Source organism: Micromonospora sp. RHAY321 (assembly GCF_023896955.1).
Lineage (GTDB): Bacteria > Actinomycetota > Actinomycetes > Mycobacteriales > Micromonosporaceae > Micromonospora.
In genome coordinates, this window is sequence record NZ_JAMHIW010000015.1 from 57,249 (window position 1) to 80,690 (window position 23,442).

Genomic DNA, 23,442 nt, shown 5'->3' on the forward strand with positions numbered 1-23,442 from the left:
ATTCGCCACCGGCCACCGGTCAGCGGCACGGAATCTGGTTGCCCAGTTCACCCTCGACCCGGACGCCCCGCGGACGATCACGCAGCTCGCCATCGGCCTCGGGCGCTGTGAGCGTGATGGTCTACCCCAGATGGTTAGGCCAACCGGCCGCGCCGTGAATCGGTAATCAGGAAGCCGACACGGCGGAAGCGCGCATTGCTGCGGCCAGCCACTCGTACGGGAACCGCTCCGGCGGCAGGTTGTTCACGACGGTGACCAGCTCCATGTACCGGTCGAACGGCCCCTCCTGCTCCGGCGGCGTGCGGTCCCACTCCGCGCCCTTCAGCATCTGGTCGGCGGCGTACGGCCTGCCGGACCTCGGTGTCCCGGACCAGTTCGGCCAGCTCGATCCACGCCTCCAACTGGGCCGCGGTGGGATGGTCGGGCAGCTCCGGTCGGGCCGCCCGCCACCACTCGACCATCCGCTCCGGTGGCTCCCAGCCGGCGGAGACCTCGGTCCAGAACTCGTCGATGAGCCGGTCGCGTTCCTCGTCCGACATGCCGACCAGTTTGTGCATCAGCGTGACCTGCTCGGCCGTGGAATCCTGCCGCAGGATGGCCGACAGCACCGCGCGCCGGCTGCGCAGCCGTGCCTCCTGCCGTTCCAGCAGGGCCAGGTGGGTGGTGGCCAGTTCGCGCAGCGTCGCCTCGCCGGCCAGCACCCGTCGGATCTCGTCCAGGCCCGCGTCGAGTTCCCGTAGCGTCCGGACCAGTTCCAGCCGGGCGATGGCCGACACGTCGTACAGACGGTGGCCGGCCGGGGTGCTGGCGGCCGGCGTGACGACACCGGCGTCCGCGTAGTACCGGACGGCGCTGACGCTCAGGCCGGTCCGCCGGGCGACATCCCCGATGGCGTACAGCTCGTTCCTGTCCACGACGCCCACTATGCGATCTCAAGCGGCTTGAGATGCAAGCCCGTCGCGCGAGCGGCATGGTCCCGGTGGAGCGCGACGGCCGGCCTTTCGCCGGCGGATCAGGGGACGATCACCACGCCGCCGCGTACGCCGCCTTGGGCCAACCGCTCGTGGGCGGTCGCCGCGTCGGCGAAGGGGTACACGTCAGCGACCCGGAGCGGGATGAAGCCGCTGGTGACGAGTTTGACCAGTTCGCCCAGCCGGGTTCCGTCCGGTAGCACCTCCAGCGCGAAGGTCCGGATTCCGCGCACCGGCTCCGGGCGAAGCGGGGGTGACGCGGCCACGTAGCCGCCGCCGTCCCGAATGAGGTCCAGCAGCGAGGAGCCGATCACCGCCAGGTCGATGACCGCGTCGAACGTCCCCGTCGGATCGTCGGTGCGCGACAGGAACGCCGCGCCCAGCGACTCGACGAACTCGCGGTCGTCGGCTCCGGCGAGTCCGGTGGCGTGCAGACCGGCCGCCCGGGCCAGCGCCAGAACGAAACCACCGACCTGCCCGGCGGCACCGGTGACGAGCACTGTCGAACCTGCCGGGAGCGCGAGCAGGTCGAGTGCCTGGGCGGCGGCGAGGCCATTGGTCGGCAGGGTCGCCGCTTCGGTGGCGGGGACGCCGGCGGGCGCGGAGGTCAGCCAGGTGGCGTCGAGGACTACGTACTCGGCGTGGGCGCCGACAGTGGTTTGCAGCCAGGGCGAGAAGCCGATGACCTCGTCGCCGATCGTGAACTCCTGAACCGATGGGCCGACCGCGTCGACGGTGCCGGCGACGTCCCAGCCGGGCGTGTACGGCAGACCGGTCGGCAAGGGGGCAGGGAACCGACCGGAGCGGACCATCAGATCGACCGGATGGACAACTGACGCCGCGACCCGCACCCGCACCTGCCCCGGCCCGGGCTCGGGCACCGGCACGTCGGCCACGTGCAGGACCTCCGGCCCTCCGAACTTGTCGTAGCTGACTGCCCGCATCGTCGTCTCCTTCGTGGGATTTCGTGATCACCACGACGGTACGAATCGTCGGCACTGTGAGAAAGTAGGTACCTTAAAGTGCCTAGGGCGCCGAAGGAGTGAAGAATGGCGACGTCGACCGCAGCGCAACGCCGCGAGCAGGCCAAACGCGACTACGACGCGTTCCTGGAACAGTGCCCGACCCGTGAGCTGCTGAGCAGGCTCACCGACAAGTGGGTCGCCCTGGTGATCCCAGCGCTCGTCGACGGCCCGCGGCGGCACGGCGAGCTCGCCCAGCGCATCGCCGGTGTCAGCCAGAAGATGCTCACCCAGACCCTGCGCACCCTGGAGCGCGACGGCCTGGTCACCCGCACGGTCACTGCCTCGGTGCCGGTCCGCGTCGACTACGAGCTCACCCCGCTCGGCCACGAGCTGTTCCCGGTCATGATCGCGATCAAGAACTGGGCCGAGACGCACATGGACCGCGTCTTCGAAGCCCGGACCCGATACGACGAACGCCCCTGAAACCGACGGCGCCGATCACTTCAGATATCGCCGCCGCCCGCCGTTGTGCGCAAGAGGTCCGGGAGCTCATGCCGGACGCCGAACAGGACGCGATGCTCCGCCAGGCGAACACTCGCGGGCCCGGCGTAGCCGGAGATCAGAGAAGGTGGGTACGGAGGAAGTCGAGTTCCAGGGGGAGCAGGCGCTCGGCGGTGCCGTTCGCGGCCATGTGGGTGGCACCGGTCAACGGCAGCACGGAGTGCGGTCGGCTGGTGGCCAGCAGAGCCGCGGAGAGCCGCAGGGTGTGCGCGGCCACCACGTTGTCGTCGGCCAGGCCGTGCACCAGCAGCAACGGCCGGGCCTGGTCCGGGGCGGTGACCGGCTCGGCGGCCATCTCGACCAGTGAGTGGTGCGCGTAGACCTCCACCCCGTCGTCCGGCAGACCGAGATAGCGCTCGGTGTACGCGGTGTCGTACAGCGCCCAGTCGGTCACCGGGGCGCCCGCGATCCCGCACCGGAACAGCTCCGGGTGGCGCAGCACCGCGAGCCCGGCCAGCCACCCCCCGAACGACCAGCCGCGAACCCCCACCCGACCCAGGTCCAGGTCGGGGTGCTTGCCGGCGAGTGCGGTCAGCGCGTCGATCTGGTCGGTCAGGATCACGTCGGCCATCCGCCGGTGGATCGCCTTCTCGAACGACGGCGCCACCCCCGGCGTACCCCGGTTGTCGATGGTCACCACCGCGAACCCGGCGTCGGCCCACCACTGCCGCTCCAGCCAGGCAGCCCGGGCGGCCACCACCTCCTGGTGCCCCGGGCCGCCGTAGATGTCCAGCAGCACCGGCAGCCGCCGGCCCGTCACGTGGTTGTCCGGGTAGAGCACCGCCGCCGGCAGCCGCCGGTCGGTCACCCGCTCCAGCAGCGGCAACGGCGAGTACGGAGGGGTGGCCGCGAACGACCGCAGCTCGGCCAGCTCCTGATCGCCGCGACGCACCGTCCAGCGCACCCCGGCATGGTCCAGCGACGCGACACCGACCGCCAGCACGTCGCCGCCCACCGCTGCGGTGTACCAGCCGGAGTCGGTGGTGAGCCGGCGCGCGTCCACCCCGCCGCCGATCGTCGTCCGGACCCGGAACAGGTGTCGCTCGCTCGGCTCGCCGTCGCTCGCCTCGACCAGCAGATCCGCCGGGCCGGGGCCGTTCGGCAGCCGACCCACCACCCGTCGCACGTACAGCGAGGGCGGCGTGAGCAGGGTGCCGTCGGCGAACAGGCACCGCGCGTCGTACCCGTCGTGGGCCAGCTCGCCGCCGACCAGCACCCGGCCGTCCGGCAGGTGTGCCGGCGTGCCGGCGATGGGCTCCACCCAGCGCGGGTCGGCCAGCTCGGCGTGCACCTGCGTCTCACCGGTCCGCGGGTCCACCGCCAGCACCAGCCCGTGCTGCTGCGAGCGGCGCAGCACGGTGATCAGCGGGCTGCCCTCGCCCCAGCTGACCGCCGTCAGGTACGGGTAGGTCTCCCGGTCCCAGTGCACGTCGACCCAGCCGTCGTCCAGGTCCAGCAGGTGCAGGCTGACCTCCGCGTTCGGCCCACCCGACCGGGGGTACGCGACGGCGGTCGGCGGGGTGGTCGGCTCGGCCGGGTCGTGCAGGTGCCAGCGGTCCAGCCGGGACTCGTCGACCCGGGCGGCGAGGATCGAACGACCGTCCGGCGCCCACCAGTAGCCCCGGAACCGGCCGAACTCCTCGGCCGCGATGTGCTCGGCCAGACCCCAGCTCACCCCGGCGTCCTCGCCGGCCAGCAGGGTGTCGGTGCCGTCGGACTCGATCACCCGCAGCTCGCCCCGGCGGACACCCTCGGCCGCGTCGGTGACGTACGCCAGGCGCTGCCCGGTCGGGTCCGGTCGTGGGTCCAGCACCGGGCCGAGAGCCGCCACCTCCACCACGTCGCCGTGGACCAGGTCCGCCCGGAACAGCCGGCCGGCCAGCGCGAACACCGCAACCCGGCCGGCGGCGTCCAGCGCGTACGAGCCGATGCCCGAGGCGCTGAGCCGCAGCCGCTCGCGCAGGGCACGCTCACCGGGGGAGAGCGAGCGGGGGTTGTCGGCGTCGCCGAGCAGGGTGGCCGGGTCGGCGACCAGCCGCTCCTCGGCGGTGGCCACGTCCAGCAGCCAGAGCGCGTCCGCCGGGTCCTCGGGGCCGGCGGAGCGCAGGAAGATCACCCGGGAGCCGTCCTCGGCCACGGAGACAGCACGCGGTGCGCCGTGGCTGAACCGGCGGGTGCGGGCGGCCAGCTCCGGAAAGTCCACAGGCCAAATCGTAGAGCCGTGCCGGGCGTGATGTGGCCGACCTGGGCGGACGCGTCAGCGACTCCCGGGCGGAACCGCCGGTTAGAGTGACCGTCGTGACGACGTTGCCCGACCGCCGCCTGCTGCTGGTCCACGCGCACCCCGACGACGAGTCGATCGGCACCGGCTCGACGATGGCCCACTACGCCGCCGCCGGTGCGCACGTCACGCTGGTGACCTGCACCCTCGGCGAGGAGGGTGAGATCCACGTCCCGGCGCTGGCGCAGCTCGCCGCCGCCGAGGCCGACCAGCTCGGTGGGTACCGGATCACCGAGTTGGCCGCCGCCTGTGCCGCGCTCGGCGTCAGCGACCACCGCTTCCTCGGCGGCGCCGGCCGCTACCGCGACTCGGGGATGATGGGGCTCGCCACCAACGAGCACCCCCGCGCCTTCTGGCAGGCCGACCTCGACGAGGCCGCCGGGCACCTGGTGGAGATCATGCGGGAGGTACGCCCGCAGGTGCTCGTCACGTACGACCCCAACGGCTTCTACGGCCACCCCGATCACATCCAGGCGCACCGGGTGGCGATGCGCGCCGTCGAGCTTGCCGCCGTCGAGGGCTGCGCCCCGCTCAAGGTCTACTGGACGGCCCTGCCGCTCAGCGTGCTGGAAGCCGGCATGACGCACTTCGCCGAATCCTCGGACAACCCGTTCGCCGGCATCGAGGACCTCGCCGACCTGCCCTTCGGTACTCCGGACGACCAGATCGCCGCCCGGATCGACGCCACCGACCAGCACACGGCCAAGGAGGCCGCGATGCGGGCGCACGCCACCCAGATCCCGGCGACCTCGTGGCTCTACTCGATCGCCGGCAACTTCGGGGGCGAGTTCATGGGCGTGGAGTTCTTCACGCTCGCAGTCGGTGAGAAGGGGCCGGGCGCTGGCCCGTACGGCTGGGAGGACGACCTCTTCGCCGGGCTGCCCGAGGCCACCGCCCCCGACCGCTCCCCGGTCGCCGCGGCCGGTTCCCGGTGACCCTGCCCGCCGCGCCGGTGTCGGTCGTGGAACACCAGGACACCCCGCCTCCGGCGGGGCCACCGCCGCGACTGCTGGACCTTGGCCTGCGCATTGCCGGCGCGATCGTCGTGGTGGTGGCCGGCGTGCTGACCGGGGTGCTGGAGCTGTTGTTCGCCACGGCCCGCGTCGGCGGGCAGTTGATCGGCGTGTCGGTGCTGCTCGCCGTCGGCGCCAACATCGCGCTGAGCTGGTTCGCGCACGAGGTCGTCGGCCGCCGGTGGGCGGTGGCGCTGCCCGCGGTGCCGTGGTTCGCGCTGATGGCGGTGGCCGCCGTCCGCACCACCGAGGGCGATCTGTTGCTGGCCGGTGACAACTGGGTCGGCCTGGCCATGATCGTGGCCGGCGCGATGACCTTCGCGGTGATGGGCTTCCGGCAGATCCTCGCGCCGCCCGCACTCGGAGGCTGATGACGCCACCCAGGTACGGGTGGTAGATATTCCTGCCAGAGATGCGGCCCCGCAACGGGGCGTACGGCAGGAGGTCGTGCGATGGACAGACGGTGGCGTGACGTCGGAGTGCTCGCGGGGGCGCTGTTCGCGGTCAACGTGGTCGCCCGGCTGGTCATCCGGCTCGGCTTCGACGGTGACGACACCGCCGCCGACCGGGTGTCGCTGGCGATGTTCGCGGTGATCGGGCTGATCCTGGCCGTGGTCGCCTTCCGCTGGGGCCGCCGCCGACCGCTGGGCGACTGGGCGGCCGACACGGCGGTTGTGATCCTGGTGGCGATGGCGCTGACCGTGCTGGTCGGGCCGCTGCTCGTCGGCCACAACCCGTTCGCCGGCGGTGCGGGCACGTTCTTCGCCCAGATCTGGCTCTACCTGCTCGCCAGCGGCGCCGGCGTGCTGGCCGGGTACCTGGTCCTCACCGCGCTCGGGCGTGACTACCGCTCCCAGCAGCTCAAGCGGTACGCCGAGGTCAAGGCCGCCAAGCCGCGCCGGGTCGTCCGCCGCTGAGCGGCCCTCGACGGGCCGGCCACCCAGCGGGGTCAGTGCGGGGCGACGCGCGTCAGGTAGGTGTGGTGGGTGGTGAAGCCGAGCCGCTGGTAGAGCGCCACCGCGGCGGTGTTGCGCTGCTCGACCTGGAGGAACGCGTGGGTCGCGCCCAGCGCCGCGCCCCAGTCGGCCAGCGCGGCGATCACCGCCTGCGCCAACCCCTGCCGGCGCGCCGCCGGCAGCACCTCGATCAGGCTGAGCCCGAGCCAGCGGCCCTGCCCCGTCACCGTGCCCCGGCCGATCGCCACCAGCGTGCCGTCGGCGGCGTACGCGTGGGCGAAGCGGACCTCGTCCACGGCGGTGAGCACATGCCGGGCGGCGTCCGGGAGGCCGCCCTTGCGGCCGGCCGCGACGGCCAGCCACGCGTCCGACGGCGCGGCGACCAGCTCGATGCTGGTTCCGGCGGCCGCTGACCCCGTAGCGGCGATCCCCGCCCCCGCAGCGGGGCGGGCGGCCAGGGGGAGTGGCGCGGTCTGCACGAGCGTGGGCGGGCGGCTGCCCCAGCCCCGGTCGTCCAGCTCGGCGCCGACCGGCGCGGCGAGCGGCAGCGGTGTGTTGATCATCGCAGGCTGGCCGTGCGCGGCGTACCAGCGCTCGACCGCGTCCACCGCCGCCGGCAGCGGCCGGTCCGGGTCGCCGATCGGCAGGGCCGAGTTGGCCCGACCGGTCCAGCCGTCGGCCGTCCGGAGCAGCCAGTCGCCGAGCCGGTCCCGCGTCGGTGCCGGCCAGGCCTCGTCGGCGGCGCGCTCCAGCGCCACCACGGCGGCGGCGGTCGGCCGGCGGGTCGGCGGCACGCGCTTGGCCCGGTGCACCTGCGTGACCGGAACCCGCAGCGGACCCTGCGCCGTGGCCAGCGTGAGATGAGTCTCGCTCAGCTCCACCAGCTCGCCCAGGGCGTCGGAGAAGAGCGGGCGGCCTTCGCGAATCCCCACAATCCGGCGGACCACGATCCGGTGTCCCACATCCTGCTGTCGGAGCACGATCGACCCCCTCCCCGGCGAGATACTAGGCTCTTACCGTCGCGGGAGATCGCGGCGTGTCTTGCGGAGGAGAAGACCGGTGACCTACATCATCGCCGAGCCGTGCGTGGATGTGCTCGACAAGGCATGCATCGAGGAGTGCCCGGTCGACTGCATTTACGAGGGCAACCGGATGCTCTACATCCACCCCGACGAGTGCGTCGACTGTGGTGCCTGTGAGCCCGTCTGCCCCGTGGAGGCGATCTTCTACGAGGACGACGTCCCGGAGCAGTGGAAGGACTACACCGGCGCCAACTACGAGTTCTTCGAGGACCTGGGCTCGCCCGGGGGCGCCTCGAAGATCGGCAAGGTCGAGAAGGACGCGACCTTCGTCGCCGCGCAGCCGCCGCGCGGCGAGGGCCACTGAACCGGCCCGCGCCGGTCTCGTCGCGGCTGCCCGAGTTCACCTGGGACACCCTGGACGCCGCGGCCACGCTGGCCGCGGCGCATCCGGAGGGCCTGATCAACCTCTCCATGGGCACGCCGGTCGACCCGGTTCCCGAGGTGATCCGGCAGGCGCTCGCCGACGCGTCCGACGCCCCCGGCTACCCGCTGACCGCCGGCACGCCCGCACTGCGGGACGCGATCGCCGCGTGGGTCGCCCGGGCCTGTGGCGCGGGGGTCGATGGCCTCGGCGTGTTGCCGACCATCGGCTCCAAGGAGCTGGTGGCCTGGCTGCCCACCCTGCTCGGCATCGGCCCGGACGACGTGGTGGTGGTGCCGTCGGTCGCGTACCCCACCTACGAGGACGGCGCCCGGCTGGCCGGCGCCACCGTCGTCCGCGCCGACTCGCTCACCGCGGTCGGGCCGACCCCCCGCGTACGGCTGGTCTGGGTCAACTCGCCCGGCAACCCGACCGGTCGGGTGCTGCCCGCGGCGCACCTGCGCAAGGTGGTCGACTGGGCACGGGAGCGTGGCGCGGTGGTCGCCAGCGACGAGTGCTACCTGCCGCTCGGCTGGTCGGCCGAACCGGTCTCGGTGCTGTCCCCGGAGGTCTGCGGCGGCAGCTACGACGGGGTTCTCGCCGTGCACTCGCTCTCCAAGCGGTCCAACCTCGCCGGCTACCGGGCCGGCTTCGTGGCCGGCGACCCGGCGCTCGTCGCCGAGCTGCTGAAGGTCCGCAAGCACGCCGGCATGATCGTCCCCGCGCCGGTGCAGGCCGCCATGGTGGCCGCGTTGCAGGACGAACGGCACGCCGACGAGCAGCGGGAGCGCTACCGCGCGAGGCGTTCGGTGCTCACCGACGCGTTCACCGGTGCCGGCTTCAGGGTCGAGCACTCGGAGGCCGGTCTCTACCTCTGGCTCACCCGCGGTGAGGACTGCTGGCAGACGGTCGACTGGCTGGCCCGACGCGGCATCCTGGTCGCCGCGGGCGTCTTCTACGGACCCACCGCCCGCCAGCACGTCCGGGTGGCGCTGACCGAGTCCGACGAGCACGTCGCCGCGGTCGCCGGCCGGCTGCGGGCCTGACCCCGGGCGGCCCGGCGATGACCGACGGCGTGACCGGGCGGTACGCCGGAGTGCGGGCGGCCGTGGTCGGCACCGGCCTGATCGGCGGTTCGCTGCTGCTGCGGCTGGCCGACGCCGGCCTGGACGTGGCCGGTTGGGATCCGGACCCGGCGACCCGCGAGCAGGCCACTGCCCGCGGCGTGACGGCCCCGGCCACGATCGAGCAGGCCGTGGCCGGCCGGGACGTGGTCTTCCTCTGCGGCCCGCTGCCCACGCTGCCCGGGACGCTGGCCCGGGTGGCCGCCGTGACCGCGCCCGGCTGCGTGCTCACCGACGTCGGCAGCACCAAGGTCGAGGTGGCCGAGGCCGCCGCCCGGCTCGGGCTCACCGACCGATTCGTGCCCGGGCACCCGATGGCCGGCGCGGAGTCCGCCGGCCTGACCGCCGCCGTCGCGGACCTGCTGGCCGGTGCCGCCTGGGTGCTGTGCCCGGCGCCCGGCGCCGCGACGGGCGCGTTCCGGTGGCTGACCGGGCTGCTGGTGGAGCTGTTCGCCGCCCGGGTGGTGCCGATGTCCGCACCGGCCCACGACTCGGCGGCGGCGCTCGCCTCACACGTGCCGCATCTGCTCGCCGGTGCGCTCGCCGGGGCGGTGCAGCGGGCGCCGCTGCGCGACGCGGTGCTGGCGCTGGCCGCGGGCAGCTTCCGGGACGGCACCCGCGTCGCGGGCACACCGGCGGAGCGGACCGCGAACATGCTGCTCGGCAACCGGGACCGGGTGCTGCACGAGCTGGCCGAGGTCCGGATGTTCCTGGATGAGCTGGCCGACGCACTGACCGCCGGAGACGCCGACGCGCTCACCGCCCGGTACGCGGAGGCCCGCGCGGCCCGGTCGACGCTGCTCGACCGGCGCTTCTCCGCACAGAGCCGCGAGTTCCCCGCCGGCGGCGATCGTGCCGCCGAGGTGACCTGGCTACGCGGGCTGGGCGACGACGGCGGGCACCTGACCGGGTGCCGGGTCGGCCCGGACGTCGTCGCCTACACGGCATGGCTTCCCGTGGCTGGCTAGGGTGAGGGACATGGCGGTCGACGGTCCGGTGGTGCAGGTGCGCGGCGAGGCGTACCGGGAGGTGCCGCCCGAGCTGGCCCGTTTCGCGGTCACCGCGACGGCCCGGGACCGGGACCGGGAGGCGACCCTGACCCGGCTCGCCGAGCGGGCCGCCGCGATCCGGGTGCTGCTGGAGGGCGCCGGGCCGGTGGTGGCCCGGCGGGAGACCGGTGACCTGCGGGTCCGGCCGGAGACGCGGCGCTCGGGCGAGCGGGTGGTGGCCTGGCACGGCAGCGTCACCACCACGGTCACCGTCACCGACTTCACCGCCCTCGGCGAGCTGATGCTCCGGCTGGCCGACCAGGACCAGGTCGAGGTGGCCGGTCCCTGGTGGGAGCTGCGCCCGGACAGCCCCTCGCACCGCGAGGCGCGGCACGCCGCGATCAGCGACGCGATGCTGCGCGCCCGGGAGTACGCGGAGGCGCTCGGCGCCCGGGTCACCTCGCTGATCGAGCTGGCCGACGCCGGTCCGGGCGACCGACCGATGTTCGCCCGCGCGGCGTACGCCGGGGATGCGGGTGGCGGCCCACCGGAGCTGGAGTTGGATCCGCAGCCGCAGACCGTCCAGGCGGCCGTGCGGGCCAGGTTCACCATCAGCGACCCGGTTCTGAGCTGATGCCGCCAGCCCGGGTGCTGTCGATCGACGAGTTGGTGGCCCGCGCGCGGTCGTTGGCCGAGGGCGGGCCGCGACAACTGCTCGGCATCGCCGGGGCACCGGGCGCCGGGAAGTCGACGCTGGCCGAGCAGATCGTGGCGGCGGTGGGCCCGAGCGCCCGGCTGGTGCCGATGGACGGCTTCCACCTGTCGCAGTCGCAGCTGCTCCGGCTGGGCCGCGCGGACCGCAAGGGCGCGGCGGACACCTTCGACGCCAACGGGTACGTCTCGCTGCTGCGCCGGTTGCACCGGCTGGAGCCGACCTCGGTCTACGCGCCGGAGTTCCGCCGGGAGCTGGAGGAGCCGGTGGCCGGGTCGATCGAGGTGCCACCGTCGGTCCGGCTGGTGGTGACGGAGGGCAACTACCTGCTGCTGCCGGACGACCCGTGGCAGGAGGTCGGGCAGTTGCTGCACGAGGTGTGGTTCCTCGACCTGGACGCCGAGGTGCGACAGCGTCGGCTGACCGCCCGGCACGAGGCGTTCGGGCGGTCGCCGGAGGAGGCGCGCGCGTGGGCGCTGGGCACCGACGAGGCCAACGCCGCCCTGGTCACCGGCACCGCCGACCGGGCCGACCTGGTGGTCCGGCTGCCCGAGCCGCCGCCGGTCTGAACGGAGCCGCGGCGGATCAGTCGAGCTGACGCACCGCCCGGGCCGGGTTGCCGACCGCGACCACGTTGGCCGGCAGGTCCCGGGTGACCACTGCGCCGGCGCCGACGACCGTGTTCGCGCCGATCGTCACCCCGGCCAGCACGATCGCGCCGCCGCCGAGCCAGACGTTGTCGCCGATGGTGATCGGCTTGGCCGCCTCCCACTTGTCGCGGCGCGGGCCGGGCTCCACCGGGTGGGTCGGGGTGAGCAGCTGCACGTTCGGTCCGACCTGGACGTCCGCGCCGAGGGTGATCGTGGCGACGTCCAGGAAGACCGCGTTGTAGTTGACGAAGCTGCGTGGCCCGACACGGATCTGCCAGCCGTAGTCGCAGTAGAACGGTGGCCGGACCCAGGTGCCCTCGCCCACCTCGCCGAGCAGGTCGCGCAGCGCCGCGAGTCGAGCCGCCTCGTCCGCCGGGGGGCTGGTGTTGAAGCGTTCCATGAGCCGGGCGGCCCGGCCCAGATCAGCGATGATCTCGGGATCGTCGGCCAGGTAGGGCTCGCCGGCGAGCATGCGGTCCTTCATGAAGGTCACCGCTCGATCATGCCGGCCCGGGGCCAACAAGGTTGTTTAGTTCGTCATATTTGCGGGCTTCCATCCGCATACTCGGTATGCAATCCTGACGGTTGTCAATGTGGTTCCTGTGGTAACGACGCTCCACCGAGGAGGATCCGTTGCACCACGCAAGAAGAATCGCCACACTCGGCCTCGTGTCCGTACTGGCGCTCTCGGCGCCGGTCCCCGCCGCTGCCTCCGCCGCCGCGCCCGCTACGCCGGGCCGGGCGGACCTGCCGACCCGCCCGGCCGCCCCCGGCGGACCCATCGCCGACCGATCGGCCACGGTCACCCTGATCACCGGCGACCGGGTGACGGTCACCGCGTCCGGTGCCGCCGTCCAACCGGGCGCCGGCCGGGAGGACGTACGGTTCCTCGTCCGACGCGAGCGGGGCCACCTCTCGGTGACGCCGCAGGACGCGTTGCCGCTGCTCCGCTCCGGCCGGGTGGACCGGCGGCTCTTCGACGTCACCGCGCTGGTCGAGGCGCGCTACGACGACGCCCACCGTGACACCCTGCCGCTGCTGGTCTCGTACGGCTCGGCGGGCACCGCCCGGAGTGCCCCGGGCACGCTGCCCGGCGCGCGGGTCACCCGCGAGCTGCCGGCGATCCGCGGCGCGGCCCTGAGCACGGGCAAGTCCTCCCTGGGCGCGGTCTGGGCGACGGTCACCACCGGCCCCGGCGCCGCCCGGCTCGGCGCGGCGGGGGGCGTCGAGCGGATCTGGCTGGACGGTCGCCGCCGGGTGACTCTCGACCACAGCGTGCCGCAGATCGGCGCGCCCACCGCCTGGTCGGCCGGGTTCACCGGCAAGGGCGTGTCCGTCGCGGTGCTGGACACGGGCGTCGACGCGAGCCATCCCGACCTGGCCGGCAAGGTGGCCGAGGCGCGCAACTTCACCGAGGTCCCCGACGGCCGGGACGTGATCGGTCACGGCACCCACGTGGCCTCGACCATCGCCGGCAGCGGCGCGGCCTCTGACGGCCGGTACCGGGGCGTCGCGCCGGACGCGACCCTGCTCGACGGCAAGGTCTGCGAGGACACCGGCTGCAGCGACTCGGCGATCCTCGCCGGCATGCAGTGGGCCGCGGTGGAAAAGAAGGCCGCGGTGGTCAACATGAGCCTCAGTGGCTGGGACACCCCCGAGGTCGATCCGTTGGAGGAGGCGGTGCAGACCTTGACGGCGCAGACCGGCACGCTCTTCGTGACCGCCGCCGGCAACGACGGCGCGGACGGATCGGTCGGCTCGCCGGCCAGCGCTGACGCCGCGCTCGCCGTTGGCGCGGTGGACCGCGATGACGAACTCGCCGACTTCTCCAGCCGGGGCCCCCGGGTCGGCGACGACGCGCTGAAGCCGGACATCACCGCGCCCGGCGTCGACATCGTCGCCGCACGCGCCGCCAATGGTGTGATCGGCGAGCCGGTGGGGGAGCGCTACGTCACGCTCTCCGGCACCTCCATGGCCACTCCCCACGTGGCCGGGTCGGCGGCGCTGCTGGCCCAGCAGCATCCGGGCTGGCGGGCCGACCGGCTCAAGGCCACCCTGATGGCCGCCGCGAAGCCGCACGCGACGCAGACCGCCTACCAGCAGGGCGCCGGGCGGGTCGACGCCGCCCGCGCGATCACGCAGACGGTCAGCACCGATCCGGTGAGCGTCTCGTTCGGTCGCACCCTCTGGCCGCACGGCGACGACACCCCGATCACCCGCACGGTGACCTGGCGCAACGACGGTCCGGCCCCGGTCACCGTGGACCTGAGCATCGAGGGCGCCGGCCCCGGCGGTCGCGCGCTGCCGGCCGGCCTGTTCCAGTTGGGCGCCAACCAACTCACCCTGCCGGCGGGCGGCACGGCCGCCACGACCGTCACCACGGACACCCGGCTCGGCGACGCCGACGGTTACTGGACCGGGCGGATCGTGGCCCGGTCGGGTGCGGCGGTCGCGGTCACCCCGCTGGCCGTGAACCGGGAGGTGGAGAGCTACACGCTCACCGTGGAGCACCTGAACCGCGCCGGCGCGCGCACCGCGGACCACTGGACCCTCCTGCTCGGGATGGACACCTTTGGCTCCTGGGACCTCGTCAGTTCCGACGGGGTGGCCACCGTGCGGGTGCCCAAGGGGCGCTACGGCCTGAGCGGCCTCGTCTTCGAGCCCGGTCCGGATGATGAGCAGCGCGGGATGTCCCTGTTGATGCAGCCCGAAGTCACCATCGAGCGGGACACGCGGATCGTCGTGGACGCCCGCCGGGCCAAGCCGGTGCGGACGACCGTTCCGGACCGGACCGCCGTCCCACAACTGATCGATCTCAGCGGCAACTTCAACGCCGACGACGGCAGTGGGTACGGGGTCGGGCTCTGGGCGGACACGTTCACCGGCCTGACCAGCGGTCAGCTCGGCAAGCCGATCTCCGCCGACCGGTTCGTCGCCACCGTCAGCAGCCAGTGGACCAGGTCGGACCCGGCCAACAGCCCGTACCTGTACGCGCTGGCCGAAGCGATCCCTGGCCGGATGCCCACCGGGTTCGTCCGTGACTACACCCGACGGGACCTGGCCACCGTCGTGCACCGGTTCCGCGGCGGCTACCCGGGCATGGAGGCCGAGCGGATCGTGTACCCCGCGCTGGGGTACAACGTCGGCGGCTCTGCTCTGGTCCTGCCCACCGTCGTGCCCGGTCAGCGGGTCGAGTACTACAACACCAAGGGCGTGAAGTGGGAATCCGAGATCTACTTCGGAACGGTGGACGAGGACGGGTGGTTGATCCCGCAGGCAGCGCTCTTCTCCACCCCCACCGCGTACCGGGCCGGGCGGACGGTGCAGGAGATCTGGAACCAGGCGCCGTACTCGCCGTCCTTCCCGGACCCGCGCTGGCCGCACCAGAGCGTCAGCCGGGTCGGCGACACCATCGTGGTCGACGTGCCGATATTCAGCGACGCGGCCGGGCACCCGGGCGGCTCACTGAGCGACAGCGAGCACACCAAGCTCTGGCGCGACGGCAAGCTGGTCGGCGAGAGCGAGTACGCCGGCTACGGGGAGTTCACCGTGCCGCCGGGTAGGGCGGACTACCGCCTCGTCACGTCGTCGAAGCGAAGCTTCACCGACCTGAGCACCGAGGTGGAATCCAGCTGGACCTTCCGGTCGGGGCACGTCGCCGGTGAGACGCCGGCCCGACTGCCTCTGTCGGCGATCCGCTTCGCTCCGCCGTTGCGGGTCGACAACAGCGCTCCGGCCGGTCAGGGCTTCGTCGTCCCGGTGCGAGTGCAGCGGCAACCCGGCGCGCCGGCCGCCCGGGTGGAGAAGCTCGCTGTCGACGTCTCCTACGACGGCGGGAAGAGCTGGGGCAAGGCGAAGCTGGTCCGCACCTCCACCGACGGCTGGTCGGCCCTGTTGCAGCATCCGGCTGGCACCGGCTACGTGTCGCTGCGGGCCACCGCCCGGGACACCGCCGGCAACACGGTGACCCAACAGATCATCCAGGCGTACCGGCTGCGCTGAGGCGTACCCCGTCCGGGTCCGCGGCGCGGTGCCGCGGACCCGGCTGGGCCGTCAGTCGTTGGCGTGCAGCGCGGCGTTCAGCTCGATGCCCCGCCCGGTGCGCGGCCGGGCCTCCAGCGCGCCGGTCACGGAGTTGCGCCAGAACAGCAGGCCGTCGACGCCGGACAGCTCCCGGGCCTTGACCACCCGGCCGTCCGGCAGAGAGATCTTGGAGGCGGCGGTGATGTAGCAGCCCGCCTCGACCACGCAGTCGTCGCCGAGGGAGATGCCGACACCGGCGTTCGCGCCGATCAGGCTCCGCTCGCCGATGCTCACCTTCTCGGTGCCGCCACCGGAGAGCGTGCCCATGATCGAGGCGCCACCGCCGACGTCGGAGCCGTCGCCGACCAGCACGCCCTGCACGATCCGCCCCTCCACCATCGAGGTGCCCACGGTGCCGGCGTTGAAGTTGACGAAGCCCTCGTGCATCACGGTGGTGCCGGCGGCCAGGTGGGCGCCGAGGCGGACCCGGTCGGCGTCGGCGATCCGCACACCGGAGGGGACCACGTAGTCGGTCATGCGGGGGAACTTGTCCACCCCGTACACCGCCAGATGGCGACCGGCGGCCCGCTCGATCACCCGCAGCTCGTCCACCCGCTCCGGGGGGCACGGCCCGGCGGAGGTCCAGGCCACGTTGGCCAGCTTGCCGAAGATGCCGTCCAGGTTGAGCTGGTTGGGCCGGACCAGACGGTGCGAGAGCAGGTGCAACCGGAGGTACGCGTCCGGGGCGTCCTTGATCGGGTCGTCCAGTGAGCCGATCACGGTGACCACCTGCACGGTACGCAAGCCGGGCAGCGGCCGGTCGCCGAGCGCGGCCGGCGGCAGGTCCAGCACGTCCGCCTTGTCCTCACCGGCGACCAGCGGCAGCTCACCCAGGCCCAGCTTGCCGGTCGGGTACCAGGTGTCGAGCACCTGTTCGTCTGCGGTGACGGTGGCAAGGCCGATGCCCCAGGCGGAATCTGCGGACGTCACTGTGTCACCTTTCGGTCGCGGCCGGGCCGGCCTCTGCTCACGACTTAGGGGCTCGCGAACTCACCGCCCGCGCTCGCCTCCGAGGCACGCACGCTCACTCTTCGCGCTGCCAGACCTGAAGGTACCGTGCGAACCATGGAGAACCCGCTGACCCCCGAGGTCCTCGCCGATCCGGTGGCGCTGACCCGCGCACTGGTTGACATAGAGTCCGTGTCCCTCAACGAGAAGGCGATCGCCGACTGCGTCGAAGAGGTGCTGCGGGGCGTACCGCACCTGACCACCCACCGGCACGGCAACACGGTGATGGCGCGCACCGACCTGGGTCGGTCGCAGCGCGTCGTGCTGGCCGGGCACCTGGACACGGTGCCGCTGAACAACAACTTCCCGTCGACCATGCGCGGCGACCTGATGTACGGCTGCGGCACCTCCGACATGAAGTCCGGTGTCGCGTACGCCCTGCACCTCGCGGTGACGCTGCCCGATCCGCGCTACGACGTGACGTACTTCTTCTACGAGGCCGAGGAGATCGAGTCGAAGTACAACGGGCTGAACCTGGTCGGCCAGGCGTACCCGGAGTGGCTGGAGGCGGACTTCGCGGTGCTGCTGGAGCCCACGTACGGCATCGTCGAGGCGGGCTGTCAGGGCACGATGCGGGCCATCGTGACGACCACGGGGGAGCGGGCTCACGCGGCGCGCTCCTGGCACGGGGTGAACGCGATCCACGCCGCCGGTGAGGTGCTGCGGCGGCTCCAGGCGTACGAGGGGCGCCGGGTCACCATCGAGGGGTGCGACTACCGCGAGGGTCTGAACGCGGTCCGGATCACCGGCGGCGTCGCGGGGAACGTGATCCCGGACCACTGCGAGATCGAGGTCAACTACCGGTACGCCCCGGATCGCGACCCGGCGGCGGCGGAGGCGCACCTGCGGGAGGTCTTCGCGGGATTCGAGCTGGCCGTGACCGACGCGGCGGCCGGCGCGGCCCCGGGGCTGGAGGCGGCCCCGGCGAAGGAGTTCCTGGCGGCGGTCGGCGCGGCGCCGATCGGCAAGCTGGGATGGACGGACGTGGCCCGGTTCGCGGCCATGGGCATCCCGGCGCTGAACTTCGGCCCGGGAGACCCGAACCTGGCCCACCACAAGGACGAGCACGTCGAGATCACCAAGATCCGTGACGGCGCCGCAACCCTGCACCGCTGGCTGGCCCCGGCCTGATCCCGCTCCCGGTGATCAAGAGGTTTGCGTCAGCCGGGCCCGTTGTCGGCGACGCAAACCTCTTGATCAGCTCCGGAGGGTGCGGGGGCGGCGAGGGGCGGGTCCAGTTGGCGGGTGCGGCGGCGCTCCGCCACCACGTCTCGGATCCGTCGCTGCATCTGGCGACGGATCCGGATCATCTCGCTGTTGCTGATCACGCTGTCTCCTCCCCCGAAGGCGCGCGCCCGGGCATACCCGGTATGTGAATAGTAAGACGTACGGGGAAGCCGATTAGTTGCCCAAGATCTCAAACTATTTCTCGGCGTCCCCGCCCCGGCCACCCGACAGGTGCCGCTCCACTACGGTTGCTCCATGAGCCAGAGCAACCGGCGGGAGGCCGGCCGCGGTCCGGGACAGGAGCGGCACCGGGGCGCCGTCACGCTCCGCCGGGGAGCCATCCCGAGCAGCACAGCCGATCAGCGGCTGCTCGACTCCAGCGGGCGGGGCGACTGGAAGACCAGGGACGCCTGGCGGGCGCTGCGCATCCTCTCCGAGTTCGTCGAGGGGTTCGACACCCTCGCCGACCTGCCTCCCGCGGTGAGCGTCTTCGGCTCCGCGCGCAGCGGCCCGGACACCGCCGAGTGCCGGTTGGCCGAGGAGTTGGGCGGCGCGCTGGCCCGGGCCGGCTACGCGGTGATCACCGGAGGTGGGCCGGGGGTGATGGAGGCCGCCAACCGGGGCGCCAGCGAGGCCGGCGGGCTCTCCGTCGGGCTCGGCATCGAGCTGCCGTTCGAGCAGGGCATCAACGAATGGGTCGACCTGGCCATCGACTTCCGCTACTTCTTCGCCCGCAAGACCATGTTCGTGAAATACGCGCAGGCGTTCGTCGTGCTGCCCGGTGGGTTCGGCACCATGGACGAGCTCTTCGAGGCGCTCACCCTGGTGCAGACCGGCAAGGTCACCCGGTTCCCGGTGGTGCTGATGGGGGTCGCCTACTGGCAGGGGCTGCTCGACTGGCTACGCGACACGATGGCTGCCGACGGCAAGATCGGCCCGGTCGACCTGGAGCTGATCTGCCTCACCGACGACGTCAACGCGGCGGTCCGGCACATCGTCGAGTCCGAGGCGGCGCTCTCCGCCGAGCAGGAGGCGGTCCGCGACGAGGCCCTCGCCCGTACCGCCGCCGACCAGCAGACCGCCGCCGAGCAGGCGGCCGAGCAGACGCGGGAGGGCTGATGGCGGCCATCTGCGTCTTCTGCGCCTCCTCCCGCACCCTCGACCAGCGCTGGCTGGACCTGGCCACCGAGACCGGTGCCGAGCTGGCCCGGCGCGGGCACACGCTGGTCAGCGGCGGCGGCTGTGTCGGCATGATGGGCGCGGTCGCGGACGGCGCCCGGTCCGCCGGCGGGCGCACGCTGGGCGTGATCCCGCAGGCGCTGGTCGACCTGGAGGTCGCCGACCTGCGCTCGGACGAGCTGCTGGTGACCGACTCGATGGCCAGCCGCAAGACCCTCATGATCGACAAGTCGGACGCGTTCCTCGCCCTGCCCGGCGGGCTCGGCACCCTGGACGAGCTGTTCGAGGTCTGGACGACCGCCACTCTCACCCTGCACACCAAACCGATGGTGCTGGTCGACACCGACGGCTTCTACCGGCCGCTGCTGGACTGGCTCGGCACGCTCGCCGACCAGCACTTCCTCAAACCGGCCGGCCTCGACCTCCTCACCGTGGCCGACTCCATCCCCGCCGCCCTGCGGGCACTGGAGTCCCGCCTAACCTGACCCCGCACCCTCCGGCCTCCGGCCGACCCACCGGTCGACCATGAACGTGGCAGCGCCGCCGTCGGCGTGTCGCACCGCCAACCTCATGATCGATGGAGGTGGATGGGGTGGAGTGGTGGGACGGGTTCGGTGTCGTATGGGCGTGATGGGATGAGCTGATGCAGGCGTACCGGTTGGTGCGGCGGTCCGGGGGGCCGGCGCGGGGGGACGGGGACGCGCAGACCGGCGGCACCGTGGCCGCCGGTGGCGTCGACGTGCCCGACGGCGGTGCGGCGGTCGGCAGCCGTGACGACGAGCGCGCAACCGAGGCCCGGGTCGGCGGGGCCGGCCGGCGGGTCGATCCGGCGCAGGCGCAGGTGGTCGGGCACACCGACGGGCCGATGCTGGTGTTCGGCGGTCCGGGCACCGGCAAGACCAGCACGCTGGTCGAGGCCGTCGCCGCCCGGGTTGCCGAGGGGGTCGACCCCGAACGGATCCTGGTGCTCACCTTCGGCCGCCGAGGAGCCACCGCCCTGCGCCAGCGGATCGAGGCGCGGGTGGCGCAGGACGGCCACCGTGTGCTGCGCGAGCCGCTGGTCCGCACCTTCCCGGCGTACGCCTTCGGGCTGCTCCGCCGGGCCGCCGCCGAGCGTGGCGAACCGTCGCCCCGCCTGCTCACCGGCCCCGAGCAGGATCTGATCATCCGTGAGCTGCTGGACGTGGTGGGTGAGGAGCCCGAGGACGACCCGGTCGGCTGGCCGACCGATCTGCGCCCTGCCCTGCGGACCAGGGCCTTCGCCGGCCAGCTGCGCGACCTGCTCATGCGCGCCGCCGAACGCGGCGTGGGCCCGGTCGACCTGGCCCGGCTGGGCGAAAAGCTCGGCCGCGCCGACTGGCCGGCGGCCGCCCGGTTCCTCCGGGAGTACGTCGCGGTGCTCGCGCTGCGCGACGTCAGCAACCGCGGCTCGATCGCGTACGACCCGGCCGAGCTGGTCCGGGCCGCCACCGGGCTGCTGCGCGACGACGAGGAGCTGCTGGCCGCCGAGCGTCGCCGGCTCGCCCACGTGTACGTCGACGAGCTGGCCGACACCGACCCCGCCCAGCTCGAACTGCTCTCGGTGATCGCCGGTGGGGGCAAGTCGCTGGTCGCCTTCGCCGACCCGGATTCCTCGACGTACGCCTTCCGGGGCGCCGATCCGGCCGGCGTGACCACCTTTCCGCACCGGTTCCGGACGGCCTCCGGGGCGCCGGCCGCGCAGGTGCTGCTGACCACCTCCTACCGCGCCGGCCCGGGCCTGCTCGCCGCGATCGCCCGGCTGGGCCGCCGGCTGCGGGGGCCGGCGGCGCACCGCCGGCTGCATCCCCTGCCGGACGCCCCGACCGGCGTGGTCGAGGTGCACACGTTCCGCTCGGCGACCAGCGAGGCCGCCTGGCTGGCCCACGCGCTGCGCTCCGCCCACCTGCTCGACGGCGTGCCCTGGTCGCGCATGGCGGTGCTCGTGCGGTCGACCGCGTTGCAGCTGCCCAGCCTGCAACGGGCACTGCACGCGGCCGGCGTGCCCACCGTGGTGCACGGTGAGGACCTGCCGCTGCATCTGCAGCCGGCGGTGGCACCCCTGCTGCTTCTGCTGCGCTGCGCCCTGGAACCGGACCGCCTGGACGAGGAGGCGGCGGTCGCGCTGCTGCACTCGCCGCTCGGCGGGGCCGATCCGCTGGCCGAGCGGCGGCTGCGGCAGGGCCTCCGCGCGTTGGCGCTGGCCGGCGGTGACCGGCGCCCGTCCGGGGAGCTGATCGTCGAGGCGTTGCGTGACCCGGCCGAGCTGGCCGACATCGACCGGCGCTGGGCGGAGCCGGCGCAGGCGGTGGCCGGGCTGCTGGCCACCGCCCGGGACACCGCCGCCCGTCCCGGGGCGACCGCCGAGGACGTGCTCTGGGCCGTCTGGCAGGCCAGCGGGCTGGCCGAACGGTGGGCCGGCGCCATCGGGCAGGCGCCGCCGGCGGCCGGTGAGGGTGATCTGGCCCGACGGCGACGGGCCGAGGCGGCCGACCGTGACCTGGACGCGGTGCTGGTTCTCTTCGACGCGGCGGCCCGGTTCACCGACCGGCTTCCCGGCGCCCGCACCGAGGTCTTCCTCGACCACGTGCTGGGCCAGGACCTGCCGGCGGACACCATCGCCCCGACCGCCGACCGGGGCGCGGCCGTCCGGCTGCTCACCGCACACGCCGCGAAGGGTCTGGAGTGGGACCTGGTCGCGGTCGCCGGGGTGCAGGAGGGCATCTGGCCGGACCTGCGCCTGCGCGGCAGCCTGCTCGGCTCGGAGCGCCTGGTCGACGTGCTGGCCGGCCGTTCCGTCGGCGGCGCGACCGTCGCGAACGTGGTGGGTCAGACCTCCGCGCTGCTCGACGAGGAACGCCGCCTCTTCCACGTGGCCGTCAGCCGGGCCCGGCACCGGCTGCTGGTCACCGCCGTGGCGTCGGCGGCGGTCGGCGGCGACGACCACGAGGAACAGCCGAGCCGCTTCCTCCACGAGCTGGGTCCCACCGCGCCGCCGAGCCCACCGGGCGGCACCGGGCCGGTCGACCCGCCCACACCACCCGGGCCCCGCACCGGCCCGCCGACCAGCGGTCCCACCGACGACGGCAGCCCGGCCGCGCCACCCACCGGCGACGGCACCCCCGGCGCCGCGCCCACCAACGGCGGGTCGGCCGAGGTGAAGACCGCCGATGCGGCGGCGGGGGAGGACGGCGAGCCGGCCCGGCCCGGTGCGCTGCCGGTCACCCGGCCACCCCGGGCGCTCACCCTGCCGGCGCTGGTGGCCGAGCTGCGTACCGCGATCACCGACCCGAATGCGCCGGCGGCCCGGCGGCGCGCCGCGGCCACCGAGCTGGCTCGCCTCGCCGCCGCCGGCGTGCCCGGCGCGCACCCCGACGACTGGTGGGGGCTGCGGGCGCTCTCCGACGACCGTCCACTGGTCGATGAGGGTGAACCGGTGCGGGTCACCCCGTCGGCCATGGAGAGCGCGCTGCGGTGCAGCCTGCGCTGGCTGCTGGAACGGCACGGCGGCAGCGGCCCGACCAGCACCGCCCAGGGGGTGGGCAATCTGGTGCACGCCGCCGCGATGCTCGCCGAGGACGCCAGCGCCGACCGGGGCGCACTGCTCGACTACGTGGCCGCGCGGTTCGACGCGATCGAGTTGGCGGCCCGGTGGATGGCCGGCCCGGAGCGGGAGCGCGCCGAGGCGATGGTCGACAAGCTGCTGCGCTGGCTGGCGACCAACCCGCGCCGGCTGCTCGCCATCGAGCACGAGTTCGCGGTCCGCCTGGACGACCCGCACCGGCCCGTCGACCTGACCGGTCGGGTCGACCGGCTGGAGGTCGACGACGACGGGCGGCTGGTGGTGATCGACCTCAAGACCGGCAAGTCCACCGCGGTCACCGGCACCGACCTGGCCGAGCACCCCCAGCTGGGCGCGTACCAGGCGGCGGTGGAGGCGGGGGCGTTCGCCGAGTTCGGCGACGAGTCCGGCGGCGCCGCGCTGGTGCAGCTCGGCACGTCGGCCAAGGACGCCCGGGAGCAGAACCAGCCGGCGGTCGGCGAGGGACCGGCGGCAGGCTGGGCGACCGCGCTGGTCCGGCGGACCGCCGATACGATGGCAGCCGCCACGTTCGCCGCGGTGGCCAACTCGAAGTGCCGGGTCTGCCCGGTGCGCACCAGCTGCCCGGTCTCCGGGCAGGGGCGCCAGGTCGTCGAACCGCCGACCACCCGGAGCTCCCGTGAGGGCGAGGAGTGAGCGTGCGATTCGCGCAGTCACGAAC

Annotated in this window: 20 protein-coding genes and 1 pseudogene; 14 read left to right on the forward strand and 7 right to left on the reverse strand. The window is 73.6% G+C overall.

Going from position 1 to position 23,442, the window contains the following annotated elements; translation table 11 throughout:
* Positions 1-166 precede the first annotated feature (166 nt).
* Together M8C17_RS25045 and M8C17_RS25050 are read right to left on the reverse strand one after the other, a co-directional pair.
* Positions 167-914: pseudogene (locus tag M8C17_RS25045) on the reverse strand (MerR family transcriptional regulator).
* 98 nt (positions 915-1,012) lie between these two features.
* Positions 1,013-1,915 carry an NADP-dependent oxidoreductase gene (locus tag M8C17_RS25050; RefSeq protein ID WP_252419008.1) on the reverse strand — a complete coding sequence of 301 codons (903 nt, stop codon included), beginning with the start codon at positions 1,913-1,915 and terminating at the stop codon, positions 1,013-1,015.
* 105 nt (positions 1,916-2,020) lie between these two features.
* Here M8C17_RS25050 and M8C17_RS25055 point away from each other — a divergent pair, with 105 nt between their 5' ends.
* Positions 2,021-2,419 carry a helix-turn-helix domain-containing protein gene (locus M8C17_RS25055; RefSeq protein ID WP_252419009.1) on the forward strand — a complete coding sequence of 133 codons (399 nt, stop codon included), beginning with the start codon at positions 2,021-2,023 and terminating at the stop codon, positions 2,417-2,419.
* Between the two features lie 136 nt (positions 2,420-2,555).
* Here M8C17_RS25055 and M8C17_RS25060 read toward each other — a convergent pair whose 3' ends face one another.
* A complete protein-coding gene (locus tag M8C17_RS25060; protein ID WP_252419010.1) occupies positions 2,556-4,700 on the reverse strand; it encodes a prolyl oligopeptidase family serine peptidase in 2,145 nt (714 codons plus the stop codon).
* 86 nt (positions 4,701-4,786) lie between these two features.
* Here M8C17_RS25060 and mshB point away from each other — a divergent pair, with 86 nt between their 5' ends.
* The 3 genes from mshB (at position 4,787) to M8C17_RS25075 (ending at position 6,708) form a co-directional block, all read left to right on the forward strand.
* A complete protein-coding gene (gene mshB, locus M8C17_RS25065; protein ID WP_252419011.1) occupies positions 4,787-5,713 on the forward strand; it encodes an N-acetyl-1-D-myo-inositol-2-amino-2-deoxy-alpha-D-glucopyranoside deacetylase in 927 nt (308 codons plus the stop codon).
* Complete coding sequence (locus M8C17_RS25070; protein WP_252419012.1) at positions 5,710-6,162, forward strand: hypothetical protein; 453 nt, start codon at positions 5,710-5,712, stop codon at positions 6,160-6,162. Before mshB ends, M8C17_RS25070 begins: the two co-directional genes overlap by 4 nt.
* Before the next feature lie 81 nt (positions 6,163-6,243).
* The gene (locus M8C17_RS25075; protein WP_252419013.1) at positions 6,244-6,708 is read left to right on the forward strand and encodes a hypothetical protein; all 465 of its coding nucleotides are present in this window, start codon (positions 6,244-6,246) and stop codon (positions 6,706-6,708) included.
* 32 nt (positions 6,709-6,740) lie between these two features.
* Here the strand turns inward: M8C17_RS25075 and M8C17_RS25080 are convergent, their stop codons facing one another.
* Positions 6,741-7,727 (reverse strand): N-acetyltransferase, encoded by a 987-nt coding sequence (locus M8C17_RS25080; protein WP_252419014.1) that lies wholly within the window; start codon positions 7,725-7,727, stop codon positions 6,741-6,743.
* Positions 7,728-7,806: 79 nt separating this feature from the next.
* Between M8C17_RS25080 and fdxA the strand changes: the two genes are divergently transcribed.
* Genes fdxA through M8C17_RS25105 form a run of 5 tightly spaced genes read left to right on the forward strand, consistent with a single transcriptional unit; the run spans position 7,807 to position 11,584 of the window.
* Complete coding sequence (fdxA, locus tag M8C17_RS25085) at positions 7,807-8,133, forward strand: ferredoxin (RefSeq protein WP_007464872.1); 327 nt, start codon at positions 7,807-7,809, stop codon at positions 8,131-8,133.
* Entirely contained in the window at positions 8,130-9,236 is a 1,107-nt protein-coding gene (gene dapC, locus M8C17_RS25090; RefSeq protein WP_305884721.1) for a succinyldiaminopimelate transaminase, read from the forward strand. Before fdxA ends, dapC begins: the two co-directional genes overlap by 4 nt.
* A 17-nt stretch (positions 9,237-9,253) precedes the next feature.
* Positions 9,254-10,282, forward strand: a complete 1,029-nt coding sequence (locus M8C17_RS25095; protein WP_252419015.1) for a prephenate dehydrogenase/arogenate dehydrogenase family protein — start codon at positions 9,254-9,256, stop codon at positions 10,280-10,282.
* Positions 10,283-10,292: 10 nt separating this feature from the next.
* Positions 10,293-10,937, forward strand: coding sequence for an SIMPL domain-containing protein (locus M8C17_RS25100; RefSeq protein ID WP_252419016.1), 645 nt, complete (start codon positions 10,293-10,295; stop codon positions 10,935-10,937).
* The gene (locus tag M8C17_RS25105; RefSeq protein ID WP_252419017.1) at positions 10,937-11,584 is read left to right on the forward strand and encodes a nucleoside/nucleotide kinase family protein; all 648 of its coding nucleotides are present in this window, start codon (positions 10,937-10,939) and stop codon (positions 11,582-11,584) included. The genes M8C17_RS25100 and M8C17_RS25105 overlap by 1 nt, the downstream gene beginning before the upstream one ends.
* Before the next feature lie 16 nt (positions 11,585-11,600).
* On the opposite strand, the gene M8C17_RS25110 is transcribed toward M8C17_RS25105, so the two are convergent.
* On the reverse strand, positions 11,601-12,158 hold the full coding sequence (locus M8C17_RS25110; RefSeq protein ID WP_252419018.1) for a sugar O-acetyltransferase: 558 nt from the start codon (positions 12,156-12,158) through the stop codon (positions 11,601-11,603).
* A 176-nt stretch (positions 12,159-12,334) separates the two neighbouring features.
* On the opposite strand from M8C17_RS25110, the gene M8C17_RS25115 reads away from it, so the two are divergent.
* Positions 12,335-15,667: a S8 family serine peptidase gene (locus tag M8C17_RS25115; RefSeq protein WP_252419019.1), complete on the forward strand. Its 3,333-nt coding sequence runs from the start codon at positions 12,335-12,337 to the stop codon at positions 15,665-15,667.
* Positions 15,668-15,718: 51 nt separating this feature from the next.
* Here M8C17_RS25115 and dapD read toward each other — a convergent pair whose 3' ends face one another.
* A complete protein-coding gene (gene dapD, locus M8C17_RS25120) occupies positions 15,719-16,678 on the reverse strand; it encodes a 2,3,4,5-tetrahydropyridine-2,6-dicarboxylate N-succinyltransferase (RefSeq protein ID WP_252419020.1) in 960 nt (319 codons plus the stop codon).
* 135 nt (positions 16,679-16,813) lie between these two features.
* On the opposite strand from dapD, the gene dapE reads away from it, so the two are divergent.
* Positions 16,814-17,887 carry a succinyl-diaminopimelate desuccinylase gene (dapE, locus tag M8C17_RS25125; RefSeq protein ID WP_252419021.1) on the forward strand — a complete coding sequence of 358 codons (1,074 nt, stop codon included), beginning with the start codon at positions 16,814-16,816 and terminating at the stop codon, positions 17,885-17,887.
* Between the two features lie 29 nt (positions 17,888-17,916).
* Here the strand turns inward: dapE and M8C17_RS25130 are convergent, their stop codons facing one another.
* On the reverse strand, positions 17,917-18,084 hold the full coding sequence (locus tag M8C17_RS25130) for a hypothetical protein (protein ID WP_252419022.1): 168 nt from the start codon (positions 18,082-18,084) through the stop codon (positions 17,917-17,919).
* Positions 18,085-18,238: 154 nt separating this feature from the next.
* On the opposite strand from M8C17_RS25130, the gene M8C17_RS25135 reads away from it, so the two are divergent.
* From M8C17_RS25135 to M8C17_RS25145, 3 genes are all read left to right on the forward strand, one after another.
* Positions 18,239-19,102, forward strand: coding sequence for a TIGR00730 family Rossman fold protein (locus M8C17_RS25135; protein ID WP_252419023.1), 864 nt, complete (start codon positions 18,239-18,241; stop codon positions 19,100-19,102).
* Positions 19,102-19,647 (forward strand): TIGR00730 family Rossman fold protein, encoded by a 546-nt coding sequence (locus tag M8C17_RS25140; RefSeq protein WP_252419024.1) that lies wholly within the window; start codon positions 19,102-19,104, stop codon positions 19,645-19,647. The genes M8C17_RS25135 and M8C17_RS25140 overlap by 1 nt, the downstream gene beginning before the upstream one ends.
* 158 nt (positions 19,648-19,805) lie before the next feature.
* The gene (locus tag M8C17_RS25145) at positions 19,806-23,417 is read left to right on the forward strand and encodes an ATP-dependent DNA helicase (protein WP_252419025.1); all 3,612 of its coding nucleotides are present in this window, start codon (positions 19,806-19,808) and stop codon (positions 23,415-23,417) included.
* The last annotated feature ends 25 nt before the right edge of the window (positions 23,418-23,442 follow it).